This window comes from Bacillus sp. NPDC057893, from assembly GCF_042796455.1.
Taxonomy (GTDB): domain Bacteria; phylum Bacillota; class Bacilli; order Bacillales; family Bacillaceae_G; genus Bacillus_A.
Window position 1 is genome coordinate 936747 of the sequence record NZ_JBHVNG010000001.1, and the last position, 18113, is coordinate 954859.

The following is an 18113-nucleotide window of genomic DNA, read 5'->3' on the forward strand; positions in this document are numbered from 1 at the left end:
TATGTCACAGTCGCTAATTGTTGCACTAGATTTTCCTGGGAAACAAGAGGTAGAACAATTCTTATATCATTTTGAAGGGGAAGAGTTATTTGTCAAAGTGGGTATGGAGTTATTTTACAAAGAGGGTCCTGCAATTATTACGTACTTAAAAGAAAAAGGACATAAGATTTTTCTAGATTTAAAACTTCATGATATTCCGAATACGGTAAAGAGCGCTATGCGTAGCCTAGCTAGTCTAGATGTAGATATGGTAAATGTTCATGCTGCTGGGGGAAGTAGTATGATGAAAGCTGCGATTGAGGGATTAGAGGAAGGTAAGAAAGAAGGAAAAGAGAGACCGATTTGTATTGCAGTTACACAACTAACAAGCACTTCGGAAGCTATGATGAAAAAAGAGATTGGTATTGAGAAAACATTAGAAGAAGCGGTTGCTCATTATGCAAAATTAACGAAAGAAAGTGGACTTGATGGCGTTGTTTGTTCAACACTTGAAGTACCAAAATTACGTGAAGTATGCGGAAATGAATTTGTAACAGTAACACCGGGGATTCGTCTTGCAAGTGATGATGTGAATGACCAAGTGCGCGTTGCAACACCGAAACGTGCGAGGGAACTTGGTTCAAGCTACATCGTAGTTGGACGTAGTATTACAAAAGCAGAAAATCCGCTTGAAGCGTATAAAATAGTAAAACAACAGTGGGAAGGTGTAACAGTATGAAAAAAGAAATCGCATCGCATTTATTAGAAATTGGAGCAGTATTTTTACAACCGAATGATCCATTCACTTGGTCTTCTGGTATGAAATCACCAATTTATTGTGATAATCGTTTAACTTTATCTTATCCAAAAGTACGCCAAGCGATTGCAGCTGGATTAGAAGAGTTAATTAAAGAGCACTTCCCAACTGTAGAAGTTATTGCAGGAACAGCAACTGCTGGTATTGCGCACGCTGCATGGGTAAGCGATCGTATGGATTTACCAATGTGCTACGTACGTAGCAAGGCAAAAGGTCACGGTAAAGGGAACCAAATCGAAGGAAAAGCTGAAAAAGGTCAAAAAGTAGTAGTAGTAGAAGATTTAATTTCAACTGGCGGTAGTGCAATTACATGTGTAGAAGCACTTCGCGAAGCTGGCTGTGAAGTATTAGGAATCGTATCAATCTTCACGTACGAGCTTGAGTCAGGAAAAGAGAAACTAGAAGCAGCAAACGTAGCATCATATTCTTTAAGTGATTACAGTGCATTAACTGAAGTTGCAGCAGAAAAAGGTATGATCGGACAAGCTGAAACGAAAAAATTACAAGAGTGGCGTAAAAATCCAGCTAATGAAGCTTGGATCACAGCGTAACACGAAAAAAGACGACCGCGGGGGAACGCGGTCGTCTTTTTTATATCATTGCTAAAATTTTATGTAAAGTTCCATCGATATCAAAGAAAATCATATTACAATCTCCTCACTAATAACTACTTATTGCTTTCTGCAACTTCATATCCTCTCACAAACAATAGAGTCATATAAGAAATAATAAATGAGAAGATACTATACATACCGACCCAAAAGAAAAACTTTGGAGGGAAGGCGATAGCACCTACTATTAAAAAACTAGCAAACGTTACAAATGGCATTACATAGTAGGTTCTCGTTCTACGTGTTCCAATAACAGAAGCGATAAAGATAAGTAATGGACAAATTAATAAGACGAAAATCAATTCATTCATAGGTATGTCCCCTTTTCTAATTGCAGTAATCTGTTTCTCGTAAACGTTTTGAAATAATTACTCTCCTAATATAATTTCGCTAAGTAATAACGAATCCCTCTTGAAAACCAGTAATTCATGATGAATTTTACAAGAAAAAAACGTAAGCAAGAGAACACTTGCTTACGTTATAAAATAAACATCGCAACGATCGTGGTGACAATTAAGCCAATCACAACCGGTAAAAAGTTTCGGCGTGCAAGTTCAAATGGATCTACCTTGCAAATCGCAGCAGCAGGAATAAGGGCCCAAGGAATTAAAGTCCCGCCCCCGGTCCATATAGCTGCAATTTGCCCGAGTGCTGTTAATGTAGCTGTTCCATGCCCAAGTGCTGTTCCGAAAAGATTGGCAATCGAACCAGCAAGTGATATACCGGAAAAGCCAGATCCATCTAAGCCTGTTATGACACCAACGATAGTTAATGTTCCTGCCGATACATATTGGTTTAAAGGAACAGTTTGAGATAAGGCGATTCCTAAGTCGTTAATGATTCCATGTGAACCTTTCGGTAAATAGTCCCCGATAATTTTCACAAAGCCGCTATCTCCTAAATAAAAGAGTGCAGCAATTGGAATAACTGGACCGAAAATTTTAAATCCAAATTGGAGTCCTTCTATAAAATAATCGGTCGTTTTATTTAGTCCATTTCCTTTGTAGGCGATGAGAGAAATGATGATAATCATAATAACAGTCGTCCCGCCGATAAGTGCTGTTGCGTCGCTTCCTTGTAGTTTAAACTGAATCATGCAAAGGATATCAATGATATATACGATAGGGATACATATGGCAAGCCATTTCTTTGCCCGAGGAGATAATGGGATGAGGGTTTTAGAAGGCTCGGTTGATGGGGGAGATTCTTGTATAGATAAGCCTGTATGAAATTCTTTTCGTAAGAAGAAAAATGCGACGGAAGTTGTCACAATACCCATAACGATAACGAGCGGAACACTGGCAGAAACAACACTGGAAACAGGAAGACCAGCAGCATCCGCTGTTAACTTCGGTGCACCTTGAATAACGAAGTCACCAGATAAGGCGATGCCGTGTCCGAATAAGTTCATAGCGATTGCGACTCCAATTGGCGGAAGGCCGACGCGTACAGCGACTGGTAATAAAATGGCCCCCATTAAGGCGACAGCTGGAGAAGGCCAAAAGAAAAAGGAAATTGTCATCATTAAAAGACCGATAATCCAGTAGGCATGTGCAGGTGTACGAATCATTTTTGTAAATGGTGAAATCATCGTATCATTTATGCCGGTATGAACGAGTAGATTGCTCATTGATACGATAATGGAGATGATTAATATAGTTGGTAATAGTTCGGTAATGGCGTAAATGAAACTTTGAAAGATACCACTAATGGCAAGAGGGATAGAACCTGTTGCGGTTAATGCCAATAAAAAGATAAAAACGATACAAATAATCGTCGTATCTTTTCTAAAAATAAAGAAGGTAATAATGGCTAGTAAACAAAGAATATAGAGAGCATGTAAAAGCGTTAATTCAACTCCCATAACATTCACATCCTTTAGGCATTCGTGTAGTTCATTGTATGAAAGCAGTGAAAGTATGTGAGTATAGGAAAAAAATTTCATGTACTGTAATGGTAAGAATATAAAATGGATGTTACAATACAATTAATCCTAAAAATGGAATTCGAGGAGGGGTTATGCGCAAAAAAATTGGTTTTTGGGGATCCATCCCGCATTAACGGCAGTAAGACTCCCACTTCAAAATTTGCGAATGCGAGGGAGTTAGGCGGGAGATCAACTGCCCATAAAAGCCCGATTGGTTCAACTAATAATCAGTGGGGATGGCCCCCCACTGATTAAAGTTTCACTTTATCATATCTTGTATTCTAGTAATCATTTTAAATTTATTTACAAACAATGAATGGATAAATATCATACCTGTTTTCGGGTTTGTTTTTATACTGTTATACCGTTGGGATGATATAAAACAACATAATAAGAAAAGTATTGGAATTATGATAGGTATCATTGTTGTTTGTTCATTTGTGGCAGTGATTATTTTAGTAGAGGGTCAGAAGCAAATGGAGAAAATGCCTATTTTTCAACAGTGGTTGTCTTCTGCGAAAGGTCTTTACCTTGTAATTGTAGTCGTTATTTTTCTAAGAGTCATGATAAGAATAGGGAGTTACATATTAAAGAGAGGATAGAATGGAGGTAGTACGAATGAGAGAAAAAATAGGGTATTATGGTGTGCTCGGTTGTTTACTATTATCTATCATTTCAGGACAATTTCTTAAAAGTGAATGGGTACCAGTAATATTATGTATAGGAGTATTGATTTTTGCTCCTATGTATCGCTGGAATGAATGGAAAGCATATAGCCGAAAAAAGAAAATTGTTTTCAGTATCGAGTTTGTTATTATAATTAGCACGATTCCGTTTTTGTTATTGAAAGGAAATGAGATAATAGATGGAATTGTAATGTTTCAAGGGTGGTTATTTATCGCGAAATTGCTATATTTAATATGCATTCTAATAGCGATAGTAGTGATTGCTAAAAAAGTAAATAAAATAATATTTGCTAATGAATAGAAGAAAGTGCCACCGAATAAGGTCGCACTTTCTTACTTTAATTTTAACAGGGAATGACAATTAGTTCCCGATTTGCCTTTGTAATAACCTCATAGCCTTCTTTTGTAATGACGATATCGTCTTCAATTCTACAACCGCCCCAGTTCGGTATGTAAATACCCGGCTCAACTGTAACAACCATACCTTCTTGTAAAGTTGCCTTACTTTCTTGGGATAGGCGAAGCGGTTCATGTATTTCTAACCCGAGACCGTGCCCGGTAGAGTGGCCAAAGTATTGACCGTATCCATGTTCTGTAATGTAATCTCTCGTTATATCATCAATACTTTTCGCAGTTTCTCCAGGTTTAATTGCTTCAGTTCCACGCTTCAATGCTTCTAATACAACATTATATATTTTTTTGAATTCTTCTGATGGTTCGCCGATTGCTACAGTACGTGTTATATCGGAACAATAGCCGTTGTAAAGTGCACCGAAATCTAATGTAATCATATCGCCTCGTTCAATGATTTTATTTGATGCAACGCCATGAGGAAGAGAAGAACGAACACCAGAAGCTACAATGATTTGAAACGATGAGGACGTAGCTCCTTTTTTTCGCATGAAAAATTCTAATTCATCTCGGACTTCAGTTTCGCTTATTCCCGGTTTTAGAAAGCTGAGAATGTGTTGGAAAGCTTCGTCAGCAATAGTAGCGGCAATTTTCATTGTTTCTATTTCGGGTGTGTCTTTAATAATACGAATATCTTCGATGATTTCACACACCTGAACCATTTCTGCCTTCATATATTTTTGTAAGTTCTTATATTGTTGCAATGTCATGTTATTTTCTTCAATTCCAAGTTTTTGAATGTTTAATTTGGATACTTGATTTGCAACTTCTTTTTCTAAATTTCCTTTATGCATAATGATTTCTGCGTCTTTTATTTGTGATTTCGCTTGATCTACATAGCGGAAATCAGTTATAAAAACAGCGTTATCCGCAGAGATTAAGACGACGCCAGCGCTACCTGTAAAGCCTGTTGCATATTGGCGATTTTCTTTTTTTGTAATAAGTAATCCGTCAATTTCATAGTTTTTTAGTTGATTTTGGATTTTATTAATTCTTAAAGTCATGTTAATTCCCCCTTTTCACAGTATTGAATAAAGCAAATAGCGTGCCAAAAAATATCTTTAGAGAAAAAGATAGTGGGAATTACATATGTTTTAGAGAAGATAAGAAATTTAGCCCATTATTTGTGGCCGGTGGGCTGCTCGTGAAATACAGATTACTTCAATTAACAGTGGGAGAATGAAAAAAACATCAACTCAAGATTCACTTTCTTTACACACTGTAAAAAAATTTATACAAATAAGAAATAGCACTGTCAAATTTTTTGACAATATTGAAGTTAGGAAAGGAAAGGATAAGTGATGTTTAGAGTATATATTTGGAAAAACATTATGTTTACGTTTTATTTTAATGTAAATTTTAATATATAAATTAACTATTATTATTATTGATATAATAGGGAATTGTTGGATTTCTCTCGAAGATAGGGATACGTAACAAATATGAAGGGATAAGGATTGTGAGTATATGAAAAAATTAAGTAAAGTAATGTCATTTTGCTTGGTAGCTAGTATGGTTGTTCTAGCAGGTTGTGAAAAAAGTGAAAACAAAGTTCAAGTAAATAAAACAATTGAACAGCTTGATGAAGCACCAGAAGTGACAGAAAAAGAAGCGAAAAAGATTGTAAGAAAGAGCGTAGATGGAATAGCAAACTCTTTTAGTGAAATGGAAAAAGAGAATGGATGGAGTCGAAATAATCCTGGAGATTTGGGTACAGCTAAAAAAGGCGTTAAGGGTATAGTTTCAGATAAGTTTCTGGAGAAACAGCTTCCAGGTTTGCTTGATACATTTAATAGGTCAAGGGAAACTGATATGTTGCCATTCCCAATTCATATTGAGCCCGACGTGAGGATAACTTATTCACAGAAAAATGATGTTTTAAAGATTGAGACACTTACCCTTGCAAATGACATGGGGAATGAAGCGGAGACGTGGGAATTTATTTTAGTTTATAAAGATGGAAAATGGTTAATGGATAGATGGTCATCAAATACGCTAGCAAATTTAAAGTTAACGAAAGAAGAAGCTAACGAACTTCTTAGAGTTCAAGGTTTCAAGAATGTCTCTTTTGTTAGAGAAGAGAATAGTGGAAATAAGAAATATATTTTTAAAGAAAGTAACGGAGTAGTTGCTGTGGACACCCAAACATCTGTTATTACTCACAATGTAGATGACAAAGAACAAGAAAAGGTAACGAAAGAAGATTTTATTCAAGAGCAAGAAACAGCTAAGGGAAATGATTCCAGTACGTATACTAGTTCGAAAGAAGAGAAGCAGCCTAAAAAAGAATCTTCTTCAGTATTAGGTAAAACTAAGGTTCTAAATGAGTTAGCCGCGCTAGAAAATCAAGAAAAACATACAAATGTTATGACAACAAACGATATAGTTAATGAAATAGAAGGAAATTATCAATTGTGGGATAGTAAATTAAATGAAATTTACAGCGCATTAAAAAATACGATGTCACCTGATGCATTTCAGTCGTTAAAAACGAAACAAATTGCGTGGGTTAAAGAAAAAGAAAGTAAAGTTACAGCAATTGGTACTGATCCAAACAATGGAACGATGAGACGTATAGAAGCTTCAGAAGAGAAATATAAGATGACAAAAGAAAGATGTTATGAATTAGTTAATGGATATATGAACTAAGCTGGAAAAATAAAAAATGCGTTGCTAGCAAGCAACGCATTTTTTATTTACGCTTTTAATTTCATTACGATGTCAGCATCTGGTGTTACATATACTGTTTGTTGGTTATCATACGTAACGAATCCAAGTTTTGCACCACTCGGTTTTTTAACGTGACGTATTTTAGTGAAATCAACAGGTACAGAGCTAGACTCTTTTGCTTTACTGTAATAAGCGGCGATTTTTGCAGCTTCCAGTAAAGTTTCTTCAGCAGGTTCTAAAGAACGAATGACAACATGAGAGCCAGGTATGTCTTTCGTATGTAACCAAATTTCATCACGACGGGCAAATTTCGTTGTTAAATAATCATTTTGCTTATTGTTTTTACCAACGAAAATCTCTGTACCGTCACTAGCTAAATATTTATCCAATACTGGTTTTGTAGGTTTTTTCTTTGCATTTTTCTTCTTACGATTGCGCACATATCCTTCTTCAGCTAGCTCCTCACGAATTTCTTCAATATCTTTTGAAGAAGCAGCTTCCATTTGTTGAAGTAAGCTATCGAAATAAAGAATTTCTTCATTGGTTTTTTCGATTTGTTCTTCTACAATAACAACTGAATTTTTTGCTTTTTGGTACTTTTGGAAATAGCGTTGTGCATTGTCAGATGGTGTTTTTAAAGGATCTAATGTGATTTTTACAGTTCCGCCATTTTCATCGTAATAATTAATGACCTCAATATCTTTATCACCTTTTTTCAAAGTGTACATATTGGCTGTAAGCAGCTCTCCAAATAGTTGATATTTATCTGCTTTTCCAGCATCTTGTAATGTTTTTTCAAGTTTAATAAGTTTTTTCTCATTTTTGTTTTTTTCGTTTTGCATAAAGCGTTCTAAATCGTGAGCTTGTTGTTTTACACGGTCTCGCTCTGCTTTTCCGAAAAAGAAACGGTCTAACAATTCACTAACAGATGAAAATGTTTTTTCGTTTCCTTGTAAGTGAGAAAGAGGGAATAGATAAAAGAACTCTTTTCCATTTGCTGTTATCATTGCTGGCACGTACTGATGTGTTAGCAATGGTTTTTGTAAGCTGAAGAAAGCTTCAGATAATGCTTTTTCATTTGCCATACCTGCTTTTTTTACAACTTCTTTTGCAAATAATGGGGAAATTCCCATGAATGCTCCGACAAGTTGTTTGTCCATGTTGCCAGATAAAAAGTCTAGCGGTTTAATAAAATCATCTTCTGTTTCGATAAGAAGCGGATTAACTTTATGTTGTGCCGGTGGGGCAACATATTCAGCTCCAGCATATACAGTACGATGTCGGTTTACCGCTAAAGAAACGTGTTTTAAGCTATCTAAAATAACATTTGTTTTCGTATCTACTAAGATAATATTACTGTGTCGTCCCATTATTTCGATTACTAATGTTTTTACTGATTCGTCACCGATTTCATTGCGACTGCGGACTGTAATTTGAATAATACGTTCTAAGTCAATTTGTTCAATTTTTTCAATAAATCCACCTTCTAAATGTTTGCGAAGAAGCATACAAAACATCGGCGGTTGCGCTGGTGAATCGTAGTTTTGATTTGTTAAGTGCATACGCGCATATGTAGGGTGAGATGAAAGAATCAGCTTTTGGTTTTTTCCGTTTGCTCGAATATGTAATAAAACTTCATATTTTGAGGGTTGATATATTTTTGAAATTCTTCCTGTTTGAAGAGAATTTGCAATTTCATGTGTAATTGCTCTTGTAAATAATCCATCGAATGCCATGAATGAACACTCCTTTCTAACTAAAAGTTAATTATAGCATTTTTTTGGACGAGGCTGAATAAGCTTTCATTAGAGTATGTCTGGAATCAGGAGGTCGATGGCAGGATGAATTGGTATGAAATGCGAGCACATGAAGTGGAGGAAAGAACGAATACGAATGTGGAGGTAGGTCTTACAGAGCAAGAAGCAGAGGGCCGATTAAAGAGATTTGGTACAAATGAATTGCAAGAAGCAAAGCGGCCTTCTGCGCTTATGGTGTTTTTAGCGCAATTTAAAGATTTTATGGTACTTGTTTTATTTGGTGCTACAATTATTTCAGCTTTTTTAGGAGAGTATATTGATTCGATTGCAATTGTTGCAATTGTTATTATCAATGGTGTCCTCGGTTTCTTTCAAGAGAGGAAAGCTGAAAAATCGTTGGAAGCTTTAAAAGAATTGGCAGCCCCTCAAGTTACTGTACTAAGAAATGGAAAGTGGATAAAAGCGCCGTCAAAAGCACTTGTACTAGGTGATATTATTAAGTTTTCTAGTGGTGACCGTATTGGCGCGGATGTTCGCCTTGTGGAATCTTCAAGTTTATATATTGAAGAATCGGCTCTTACAGGAGAGTCATTGCCTGTACAAAAGAAGGTAGAGGCGTTACAAGGCCAAGATGTTTCAATTGGTGATCAAAAAAACATGGCATTTATGGGGACGATGATAACGAGAGGTGCTGGAACAGGAGTAGTCGTAGCGACTGGAATGAATACAGCTATGGGGCAAATTGCAAATATGTTGCAAAATGCTGTGCAAATGGAAACGCCATTACAAAGAAGATTAGAACAGCTTGGGAAAATTTTGATTATTGTTGCTCTTATTTTGACGGCTCTTGTTGTATTAGTTGGTGTATATCAAGGGAATGAAGTGTATCACATGTTTTTGGCTGGGGTTTCGCTTGCTGTTGCAGCTATTCCAGAAGGATTACCAGCTATCGTTACGGTTGCGCTATCACTTGGTGTACAGCGTATGATTAAAAAGAGGGCAATTGTGCGAAAGTTACCAGCTGTAGAAACGTTAGGCTGTGCTTCTGTTATTTGCTCAGATAAAACAGGAACAATGACACAAAATAAAATGATGGTAACGCATATGTGGTCAGGGGGAGAATTGTGGAAAGTAACAGGTCAAGGCTATGAGCCGGCAGGTTCGTTTATGAAAGGTGAAGAAGTAATTGACCCTACTAAGACGAAATCATTGTATCAACTACTTACATTTGGCTGTTTATGTAATAATGCGAATGTTATTCAAAAGAAAAAGACGTATGTGTTAGATGGAGATCCAACAGAGGGAGCTCTCGTTGCGGCTGCAATGAAGGCGGGAATATCACGTGAAGCTCTTAAAGGAAAGTTTGAAGTCATTCGTGAATTTCCTTTTGATTCAACTAGAAAAATGATGAGCGTTATCGTTCGTGATCGTGAAGGTAAAAAATTTGTTATTACAAAAGGAGCACCAGATGTTCTTTTGCAAATGAGTCAAACAATTTTGTGGGGAAATAAGCAGCAGCCTTTAAGTGAAATGTATCGAAAAGAAGTGCAGGCAGCGATTCATAGTTTAGGAAGTCAGGCGTTACGAACGATTGCGGTGGCATTTAAACCGTTAAAAGCTACAGATTCAATTGAACACGAAAGAGAAGTCGAGCAGGATTTTATGCTTGTTGGAATACAAGGAATGATAGATCCGCCAAGACCAGAAGTGGCACAAGCGGTGAAAGAGTGTAAGGAAGCTGGTATTAGAACGGTAATGATTACGGGAGATCATAAAGTGACAGCAATGGCAATTGCGGAACAGTTAGGGGTTTTACCAGCGGGTGGACGCGTTGTTGAAGGTGTAGAACTTGCGAATATGGATGTAGAGGCATTAGAAGATATTGTAGAAGATACGTATGTATTCGCTCGTGTGTCTCCTGAGCATAAATTGAAAATCGTTAAGGCGCTGCAAAATAAGGGGCATATAGTAGCTATGACAGGTGATGGAGTGAACGATGCTCCAGCTATTAAAACAGCTGATATAGGGATTGCGATGGGAATTACAGGGACAGATGTTGCAAAAGAAGCTTCTTCACTTGTGTTGTTAGATGATAACTTTGCTACGATTAAATCGGCGATTAAAGAAGGTAGAAACATATATGAAAATATTCGGAAGTTTATTCGGTATTTGTTAGCATCTAACGTTGGTGAAATTTTAGTTATGTTATTTGCGATGTTACTGGCACTGCCATTGCCGATGGTTCCAATTCAAATTTTATGGGTGAACTTAGTTACTGACGGTTTACCAGCGATGGCATTAGGTTTGGATAAGGCTGAAGGAGATGTGATGAAGAGAACACCACGCCATCCGAAAGAAGGGGTGTTCGCTAGAGGGCTTGCGTGGAAAATCATAAGTCGTGGTTTTTTAATCGGAGCAGTGACATTAGTAGCGTTTATTATTGCATTTAACCAGCATCCAAATGAATTGAAGTATGCACAAACGGTAGCCTTCGCAACATTAGTACTTGCTCAGCTTATTCATGTATTTGATTGTCGTAGTGAACATTCTATATTTCACCGCAACCCGTTTGGAAATATATATTTAGTAGGGGCGGTTATTATTTCTTTATTATTAATGCTTGTAGTTATATATTATCCACCATTGCAGCCGATTTTTAGCACAATGCCGATACAAGCACGAGATTGGTTGTTAATTGGGGGATTATCATCTATTCCGACCTTCTTATTAGTAGGATCCTTATTAACAAGAAAAAAGGAGAAAAAGAAAAAGCCACTGTTATATAAGAAGGGATTAAACTTGAAATAGTCAATGATATGAAAATATGATATAATTTACAGAAGGTAGTAGAGCCTTGTCTCTATTACCTTTTTCATTGAGTTATTTCATGGCTTGGATGTGATAAAGATGATTTGTAGTATGACAGGATTTGGAAGATCGAAAGTAGAAAACGATACTTTTCAAATAACAGTAGAAATGAAGTCGGTGAACCATCGCTTTTTAGAAATGAGTATTCGGCTTCCGAAGCAAATGATGGTGTTTGAAGATAAGATTCGCAAAATAATTGCAAAGCAAGTTCGCCGTGGACGTATTGAAGTGTCTATTAGTATAACAGGTGAAGGGCTTGTTGAAAGAAAATTAACTGTGAATTGGGAACTTCTCAAGCAGTACCAATCCATTATGGAAAATATAAAAGGGAAATTTCAATTACAAGATTCTATTACACTCGGGCAGCTAATGAGAATGCCAGAAGTAACGGCAATTGAAGAAATAGAAAATGTAAATGAACAATTTGAAACCAGTTTATATGAGGCTGTTCGCCAAGCTGCTCATATGTTGAAAACGATGAGAGATGGCGAAGGAGAACGATTACATAAAGATATAGCATATCGTTTGCAAGAGATTCATAATTGTGTAAATGCAATTATTCCACATGCACCAATTGTCACACAAAAATATCGTGAACGATTAGAAAATCGCTTAAAAGAATTACATAATCAAGATTTAGATGAACAGCGATTGTTGACAGAAATAGCAATATTTGCAGAGCGTTCAGATATTCACGAAGAATTAGTTCGATTACAGAGTCATTTAGATCAATTTCGTGAAGCACTGCAAATTACAGAGCCTGTTGGAAGGAAAATGGACTTCATTGTGCAAGAAATGCATAGGGAAGTAAATACGATAGGTTCTAAGGCAAATGACTTAACAATTTCAAAATATGTCGTAGAAATGAAAAATAACCTTGAAAAAATTCGTGAACAAGTACAAAATATTGAGTAGCTTTCAAAAAATATATAAAGTTATACGTGGTGGAGAAATCGGATAGACTTACTAGGAGGCGCAAACTATGGCCATGCGGTTTTTAAATATTGGATACGGAAATATTGTATCTGCTCATCGAATTATTGCTATTGTAAGTCCGGAGTCAGCTCCTATTAAACGAACAGTACAGGAAGCGCGTGAACATAATGCTTTGCTTGATGCTACGTATGGGAGAAAAACAAGGGCGGTTATTGTTATGGATGATGGGCATGTAGTATTAAGTCCAATTCAGCCAGAGACGATTGCACATCGTTTGAATAATAAAGAAGATTTAAGTGAGGAAGGGTAGGTTTTACATATTTATGAGAAGTAGAAGAGGATTGCTCATCGTTCTTTCGGGACCTTCTGGTGTCGGGAAAGGAACGGTTCGAAAAGAGCTGTTTAGCCATGAAGACACACGTTTTCAGTACTCTATTTCAGTAACGACACGTAAACCGCGTGAAGGTGAAGTAGATGGGGTGGATTATTTCTTTAAAGAGAGAGAAGAATTTGAAGAAATGATTCGTAATGAAAAATTACTTGAATGGGCTGAGTTCGTTGGTAATTATTACGGAACACCGATTGATTATGTTGAAAAAACGTTACAAGAAGGAAAAGATGTGTTCTTAGAAATTGAAGTGCAAGGAGCAATTCAAGTTAAGAAAGCCTTCCCTGAAGGTGTATTTATTTTCTTAGCACCTCCAAGTTTATCTGAACTAAAGAACCGAATTGTCGGCCGTGGTACAGAAACTGAAGATGTTATTGAAAATCGTTTAACTGTAGCGAAAGAAGAAATCGAAATGATGGACGCTTATGACTATGTTGTAGAAAACGATCAAGTTGAATTAGCTTGCGACCGAATTAAAGCAATTGTGGTTGGTGAACATTGCCGCCGCGAAAGAGTGGCAAAATACTATAAAGAAATGACGGAGGGTCTATAATTATGTTAAATCCATCAATTGACTCATTATTAACAAAAATCGATTCTAAATATACACTTGTAACAGTAGCTGCAAAGCGTGCACGTGAAATGCAAATTGCTGACAATTGTGTTATTGAAAATCCTGTTTCTCATAAATGTGTAGGTAAATCATTAGAAGAAATCGATTTAGAAGTATTAAAATATGTACCAAGTGATGACAAAATAATTGATTAAGACATTCTTTTCGACAAATTAAAACATAGACTTTATAATTTTCTATGTAACGGTAACAACCTATTTACAAGTAGGTTGTTATTTTTTTACGACAGAGCTGAAAAGAACTTGGATAAAGATGAAACGAAATGCTAGCACTGACGAGCTGAAAAAATTCCATTTCAGCAGAATAAGTTTGAAAAAGAAAGAGGACGAGTCATATGCTAAAAGGGAAAAAAATACTTCTATGTGTAACAGGAGGCATTGCGGTTTTTAAAGCAGCGGCGTTAACGAGTAAATTGACACAAGCGGGGGCAATTGTAAAAGTAATGATGAGTGAGTCGGCAATGAAATTTGTTACGCCTCTTACATTTCAAGCACTTTCCCGTCATGATGTATATACAGATACGTTTGATGAGAAAGACTCGGCTGTTATCGCTCATATTGATTTAGCGGATTGGGCAGATATTGTACTTGTTGCACCGGCTACAGCTAATTGCATTGGAAAGTTAGCTGGCGGTATTGCTGATGATATGATCACAACTACTTTGTTAGCTACTACAGCTCCAGTGTGGATTGCACCGGCTATGAATGTGCATATGTACGAAAATAAAATTGTTCAAAAAAACATGATGACGTTAAAAACATTAGGATATACATTTATTGAGCCTGGGGAAGGTTTTTTAGCATGTGGTTATGTAGCAAAAGGAAGACTGGAAGAACCTGAAGTGATTATTGGACGATTAGAAGAGGCTTTCTCAGAACAAAAACCATTGCAAGGAAAGCGAATATTAATAACAGCTGGACCGACACGTGAAAAGATTGATCCGGTTCGTTTTATGACGAATTTTTCTTCTGGAAAGATGGGGTATGCAATCGCAGAAGTTGCAGCAAGCTTAGGTGCTGATGTCATACTTGTGTCAGGACCGACAGCATTAGAGTCACCATTACATGTAACAACAATACAAGTAGAATCTGCACAAGATATGTTAGAAGCGGTCCTTCAACATTATCAGAATGTGGATGTTGTCATCAAAACAGCAGCAGTTGCAGATTACCGTCCCAAATATGTTCATGATAATAAAATGAAAAAGAAAAATGGCGATGCTGTAATTGAATTAGAAAGAACAGTGGATATTTTAAAAACGTTAGGTGAGAAGAAGGACCGACAGTTACTTATCGGTTTTGCAGCTGAAACGACAAACATAGAGGAATATGCAACGAGAAAATTACGTGAGAAAAATGCAAATATGATTGTTGCGAATGACGTGAAAGCTCAAGGGGCTGGGTTTGGTACGGATACAAATATTGTGACAATGTATAGAAAAAATGGAGAAATTATTGAGCTGCCACTTTTAACGAAGAAAGAAGTAGCTCGTGAAATATTAAAGCAAATAGAAATGATGTTAGAAGATGATCGTGTATGAAGTTTGCAAGTGTAATTGTTGATGTACCTGCACGTCAAACAGATCGACCGTTTGATTATATTATTCCTGAAAAATGGGAAGATATCGTGCAAACAGGAATGCGTGTAGTAGTCCCATTCGGTCCGAGGAAATTGCAAGGTTTTATTATTGGCATAAAGGATTCGGTTGACCTAGAAAGTAAAAAGTTAAAAGTGTTGTATGAAATATTAGATGTCACTCCGGTTTTAAATGATGAATTATTAAAGCTTGGGTATTGGCTTACAAGTGAAACGTTATGTTATATGATTTCAGCTTTTCAGGTAATGCTTCCGACGGCGATAAAAGCAACATATAAAAAGCGTCTGCAACTTCGTAACCAAGAAGAAGTAGCGCCAGAAATTCTTTCTTTATTTCAAGGGAAGGAAACGATAGATTGGGAAGCTATCGAAGCGCAGCCGCACCTATATCGCACTATTCAACAAGAAATTAAAAATGGTACGATTGAAGTGGTTTATCAAGTAAAGGATAAAGTGCAGAAGAAGAAACAAAGAGTAGTTCAACCGGAGTTGCCGGCAAATAAATTGGAATTAGCAGCATACGAACTGAAAAGTAAAAAACAACAAGACGTACTCTATTATTTTGTAGAAAACTACAAAAGTGTATCGTTAAAAAATTTAACAGAAGAATTACAAATAACAGATGCTCCAATAAAAGCACTTGTTAAAAAGGGTCTAATCTCAGAAAAATATGTAGAAGTATACCGGAATCCGTATGACGATGATGATTTTGAACAAACAAAACCATTTCCGCTTACTGAGGAACAAAAACAAGTAATTACACCGATTTTGTCATCAATTACAAATGAAACTTACAATCCATTTTTACTATATGGTGTTACAGGAAGTGGTAAGACTGAAGTGTATTTACAATCTATAGCAGCGGTGCTCGAGAAAGGAAAAGAAGCAATTGTGCTTGTTCCTGAAATTGCGCTAACGCCCCAGATGGTAGATCGCTTTAAAGGTAGGTTCGGTTCGCAAGTTGCAGTTCTTCACAGTGCGCTTTCTGTTGGCGAGAAATATGATGAATGGCGAAAAATATTAAGAAAAGAAGTGAAAGTTGTAGTTGGTGCGCGTTCAGCTATTTTTGCTCCATTTGAAAATTTAGGAATCATTATTATTGATGAAGAGCATGAATCAAGTTATAAGCAAGAGGATAACCCAAAGTATCATGCAAGAGATGTAGCAGTGTGGAGAGGACAATACCATAAGTGTCCAATCGTTCTCGGAAGTGCAACGCCGACACTTGAATCGTTTGCTAGAGCGAAAAAAGGTGTCTATGGGTTGCTTACAATGGAAAAACGTATGAACAAACAAGCTTTGCCGACTGTAGAAATTGTTGATATGCGTGAAGAGCTTCGTGATGGAAATCGCTCAATGTTTTCAAAGGAACTGCATGAAAAAATAGCAGATCGATTAGAAAAGAAAGAGCAAATGGTTCTCTTTTTAAATAGAAGGGGTCATTCTACGTTTGTGATGTGCCGTGATTGTGGGTATGTCGTACAATGTCCGCATTGTGATATTTCGTTGACATATCACAAAATGAACCATCGTTTAAAATGTCATTATTGTAGTCATGAGGAAAATATGCCAACGGAGTGTCCTGCTTGTAATAGTACGTATATTCGTTTCTTTGGTACAGGGACGCAAAAGGTTGAAGAAGAAATCACAAAACTATTTCCTGAGGCGCGGGTCATTCGAATGGATGTGGATACAACAAGCCGTAAAGGAATGCATGAAAAATTATTAAAGGCATTTGGTGAAGAGAAAGCAGATATATTACTTGGGACACAAATGATTGCAAAAGGGCTTGATTTTCCGAAGGTGACGCTTGTTGGGGTTTTAACGGCGGATACGATGCTTCATCTACCTGATTTTCGGGCGAGTGAAAAGACGTATCAGCTATTGACACAAGTGAGTGGACGTGCAGGAAGACATGAATTGCCAGGGGAAGTTGTAATTCAAACGTATACGCCGGAACATTACAGTGTAGAATTAGCAAAGAATCAACAATATGATGTATTTTATGAGCAAGAAATGCAAATGAGGCGAATGAGACAATATCCGCCATATTACTACATTGTACTTGTAACTGTCTCTCATCCGGAATTATTAAAGGCAGTCCAAGTGACGGAAAAAATTGTCGGTCATTTACGAACGCATTGTTCAAGGCAAACAATGGTGTTAGGGCCGGTTGCTTCAGCAATTCCAAGGATAAAAGATAGATATCGTTACCAATGCATGATAAAATACAAACGGGAACCAAACTTAAAGAACGTGCTCAAAATGGTAAATGAACATTATCAAGCAGAAATGCAAAAAGAGCTACAAATCTCAATTGATTTTAATCCAACAATGTTAATGTAGCGGAGGGAAATATGGCAGTTTTAGAAATTGTAAAGCATCCAAATGAAGTGTTAGAAACACCATGCGAAAGAGTAATTAACTTTGATAAAAAGTTAGTGAAATTGTTGAAAGATATGCATGAAACAATGTTAATTGCAGACGGCGTTGGTCTAGCTGCGCCACAAGTAGGTGTAAGCTTACAAGTTGCTGTTGTTGATATAGGTGATGATACGGGGAAAATTGAATTAATTAATCCTGTTATTTTAGAAAAACGTGGTGAACAAGTAGGTCCCGAAGGCTGCTTAAGCTTTCCGGGACTTTATGGTGAAGTGGAGCGTGCAGATTACATTAAAGTACGTGCACAAAATCGTCGCGGTAAAATATTTTTATTAGAAGCGGATGACTTCTTAGCGCGTGCAATTCAGCATGAAATCGATCATTTACACGGTGTTTTATTTACATCTAAAGTGAAAAGATATTATGAAGCAGGCGAATTAGAATAGGTTTA

General features: G+C 36.7%; 17 protein-coding genes and 1 pseudogene. 14 read left to right on the forward strand and 4 right to left on the reverse strand.

What is annotated here, in order from left to right:
* Nucleotide 1: 1 nt before the first annotated feature.
* A complete protein-coding gene (pyrF, locus tag ACFVQC_RS05185) occupies nt 2-718 on the forward strand; it encodes an orotidine-5'-phosphate decarboxylase (protein WP_377897560.1) in 717 nt (238 codons plus the stop codon).
* Complete coding sequence (gene pyrE / locus ACFVQC_RS05190; RefSeq protein WP_000711457.1) at nt 715-1347, forward strand: orotate phosphoribosyltransferase; 633 nt, start codon at nt 715-717, stop codon at nt 1345-1347. Before pyrF ends, pyrE begins: the two co-directional genes overlap by 4 nt.
* A gap of 116 nt (nt 1348-1463) precedes the next feature.
* On the opposite strand, the gene ACFVQC_RS05195 is transcribed toward pyrE, so the two are convergent.
* Together ACFVQC_RS05195 and ACFVQC_RS05200 are read right to left on the reverse strand one after the other, a co-directional pair.
* Complete coding sequence (locus ACFVQC_RS05195; protein ID WP_377897562.1) at nt 1464-1718, reverse strand: YbeF family protein; 255 nt, start codon at nt 1716-1718, stop codon at nt 1464-1466.
* A gap of 167 nt (nt 1719-1885) precedes the next feature.
* Nucleotides 1886-3271: a hypothetical protein gene (locus ACFVQC_RS05200; RefSeq protein ID WP_377897563.1), complete on the reverse strand. Its 1386-nt coding sequence runs from the start codon at nt 3269-3271 to the stop codon at nt 1886-1888.
* 38 nt (nt 3272-3309) lie between these two features.
* Here ACFVQC_RS05200 and ACFVQC_RS05205 point away from each other — a divergent pair.
* The 3 genes and pseudogenes from ACFVQC_RS05205 to ACFVQC_RS05215 form a co-directional block, all read left to right on the forward strand.
* Nucleotides 3310-3453, forward strand: a pseudogene (locus ACFVQC_RS05205) (YoqO family protein); the annotation flags it as partial.
* Between the two features lie 147 nt (nt 3454-3600).
* Complete coding sequence (locus tag ACFVQC_RS05210) at nt 3601-3936, forward strand: YoqO family protein (protein WP_377894823.1); 336 nt, start codon at nt 3601-3603, stop codon at nt 3934-3936.
* Between the two features lie 16 nt (nt 3937-3952).
* On the forward strand, nt 3953-4321 hold the full coding sequence (locus ACFVQC_RS05215; protein WP_377894822.1) for a YoqO family protein: 369 nt from the start codon (nt 3953-3955) through the stop codon (nt 4319-4321).
* Between the two features lie 43 nt (nt 4322-4364).
* On the opposite strand, the gene ACFVQC_RS05220 is transcribed toward ACFVQC_RS05215, so the two are convergent.
* Nucleotides 4365-5435 carry a M24 family metallopeptidase gene (locus ACFVQC_RS05220; RefSeq protein WP_016106014.1) on the reverse strand — a complete coding sequence of 357 codons (1071 nt, stop codon included), beginning with the start codon at nt 5433-5435 and terminating at the stop codon, nt 4365-4367.
* Between the two features lie 463 nt (nt 5436-5898).
* On the opposite strand from ACFVQC_RS05220, the gene ACFVQC_RS05225 reads away from it, so the two are divergent.
* Nucleotides 5899-7080, forward strand: a complete 1182-nt coding sequence (locus ACFVQC_RS05225) for a lysozyme inhibitor LprI family protein (protein ID WP_377897564.1) — start codon at nt 5899-5901, stop codon at nt 7078-7080.
* Nucleotides 7081-7127: 47 nt separating this feature from the next.
* Here ACFVQC_RS05225 and ACFVQC_RS05230 read toward each other — a convergent pair whose 3' ends face one another.
* Complete coding sequence (locus ACFVQC_RS05230; protein ID WP_002146064.1) at nt 7128-8837, reverse strand: Rqc2 family fibronectin-binding protein; 1710 nt, start codon at nt 8835-8837, stop codon at nt 7128-7130.
* Between the two features lie 105 nt (nt 8838-8942).
* On the opposite strand from ACFVQC_RS05230, the gene ACFVQC_RS05235 reads away from it, so the two are divergent.
* The 8 genes from ACFVQC_RS05235 (at nt 8943) to def (ending at nt 18108) form a co-directional block, all read left to right on the forward strand.
* Nucleotides 8943-11666, forward strand: a complete 2724-nt coding sequence (locus ACFVQC_RS05235; RefSeq protein WP_377897565.1) for a calcium-translocating P-type ATPase, SERCA-type — start codon at nt 8943-8945, stop codon at nt 11664-11666.
* 99 nt (nt 11667-11765) lie between these two features.
* The gene (locus tag ACFVQC_RS05240; RefSeq protein WP_002146067.1) at nt 11766-12641 is read left to right on the forward strand and encodes a YicC/YloC family endoribonuclease; all 876 of its coding nucleotides are present in this window, start codon (nt 11766-11768) and stop codon (nt 12639-12641) included.
* 67 nt (nt 12642-12708) lie between these two features.
* The gene (gene remA, locus ACFVQC_RS05245) at nt 12709-12972 is read left to right on the forward strand and encodes an extracellular matrix/biofilm regulator RemA (protein ID WP_001251456.1); all 264 of its coding nucleotides are present in this window, start codon (nt 12709-12711) and stop codon (nt 12970-12972) included.
* Between the two features lie 13 nt (nt 12973-12985).
* The gene (gene gmk / locus ACFVQC_RS05250; protein ID WP_001257739.1) at nt 12986-13603 is read left to right on the forward strand and encodes a guanylate kinase; all 618 of its coding nucleotides are present in this window, start codon (nt 12986-12988) and stop codon (nt 13601-13603) included.
* 2 nt (nt 13604-13605) lie between these two features.
* Nucleotides 13606-13818, forward strand: coding sequence for a DNA-directed RNA polymerase subunit omega (rpoZ, locus tag ACFVQC_RS05255; RefSeq protein WP_002146068.1), 213 nt, complete (start codon nt 13606-13608; stop codon nt 13816-13818).
* 200 nt (nt 13819-14018) lie between these two features.
* Nucleotides 14019-15224, forward strand: coding sequence for a bifunctional phosphopantothenoylcysteine decarboxylase/phosphopantothenate--cysteine ligase CoaBC (gene coaBC / locus ACFVQC_RS05260; RefSeq protein ID WP_377897567.1), 1206 nt, complete (start codon nt 14019-14021; stop codon nt 15222-15224).
* Complete coding sequence (gene priA / locus ACFVQC_RS05265; RefSeq protein WP_377897569.1) at nt 15221-17626, forward strand: primosomal protein N'; 2406 nt, start codon at nt 15221-15223, stop codon at nt 17624-17626. The genes coaBC and priA overlap by 4 nt, the downstream gene beginning before the upstream one ends.
* 11 nt (nt 17627-17637) lie before the next feature.
* Entirely contained in the window at nt 17638-18108 is a 471-nt protein-coding gene (gene def / locus ACFVQC_RS05270) for a peptide deformylase (protein WP_002014496.1), read from the forward strand.
* The last annotated feature ends 5 nt before the right edge of the window (nt 18109-18113 follow it).

Coding starts and splice junctions, on each gene's coding strand:
- pyrF (WP_377897560.1), top strand. CDS start 2: ATGTCACAGTCGCTAATTGTTGCACTAGATTTTCCTGGGAAACAAGAG.
- pyrE (WP_000711457.1), top strand. CDS start 715: ATGAAAAAAGAAATCGCATCGCATTTATTAGAAATTGGAGCAGTATTT.
- ACFVQC_RS05195 (WP_377897562.1), bottom strand. CDS start 1,718: ATGAATGAATTGATTTTCGTCTTATTAATTTGTCCATTACTTATCTTT.
- ACFVQC_RS05200 (WP_377897563.1), bottom strand. CDS start 3,271: ATGGGAGTTGAATTAACGCTTTTACATGCTCTCTATATTCTTTGTTTA.
- ACFVQC_RS05215 (WP_377894822.1), top strand. CDS start 3,953: ATGAGAGAAAAAATAGGGTATTATGGTGTGCTCGGTTGTTTACTATTA.
- ACFVQC_RS05220 (WP_016106014.1), bottom strand. CDS start 5,435: ATGACTTTAAGAATTAATAAAATCCAAAATCAACTAAAAAACTATGAA.
- ACFVQC_RS05225 (WP_377897564.1), top strand. CDS start 5,899: ATGAAAAAATTAAGTAAAGTAATGTCATTTTGCTTGGTAGCTAGTATG.
- ACFVQC_RS05230 (WP_002146064.1), bottom strand. CDS start 8,837: ATGGCATTCGATGGATTATTTACAAGAGCAATTACACATGAAATTGCA.
- ACFVQC_RS05235 (WP_377897565.1), top strand. CDS start 8,943: ATGAATTGGTATGAAATGCGAGCACATGAAGTGGAGGAAAGAACGAAT.
- ACFVQC_RS05240 (WP_002146067.1), top strand. CDS start 11,766: ATGATTTGTAGTATGACAGGATTTGGAAGATCGAAAGTAGAAAACGAT.
- remA (WP_001251456.1), top strand. CDS start 12,709: ATGGCCATGCGGTTTTTAAATATTGGATACGGAAATATTGTATCTGCT.
- gmk (WP_001257739.1), top strand. CDS start 12,986: ATGAGAAGTAGAAGAGGATTGCTCATCGTTCTTTCGGGACCTTCTGGT.
- rpoZ (WP_002146068.1), top strand. CDS start 13,606: ATGTTAAATCCATCAATTGACTCATTATTAACAAAAATCGATTCTAAA.
- coaBC (WP_377897567.1), top strand. CDS start 14,019: ATGCTAAAAGGGAAAAAAATACTTCTATGTGTAACAGGAGGCATTGCG.
- priA (WP_377897569.1), top strand. CDS start 15,221: ATGAAGTTTGCAAGTGTAATTGTTGATGTACCTGCACGTCAAACAGAT.
- def (WP_002014496.1), top strand. CDS start 17,638: ATGGCAGTTTTAGAAATTGTAAAGCATCCAAATGAAGTGTTAGAAACA.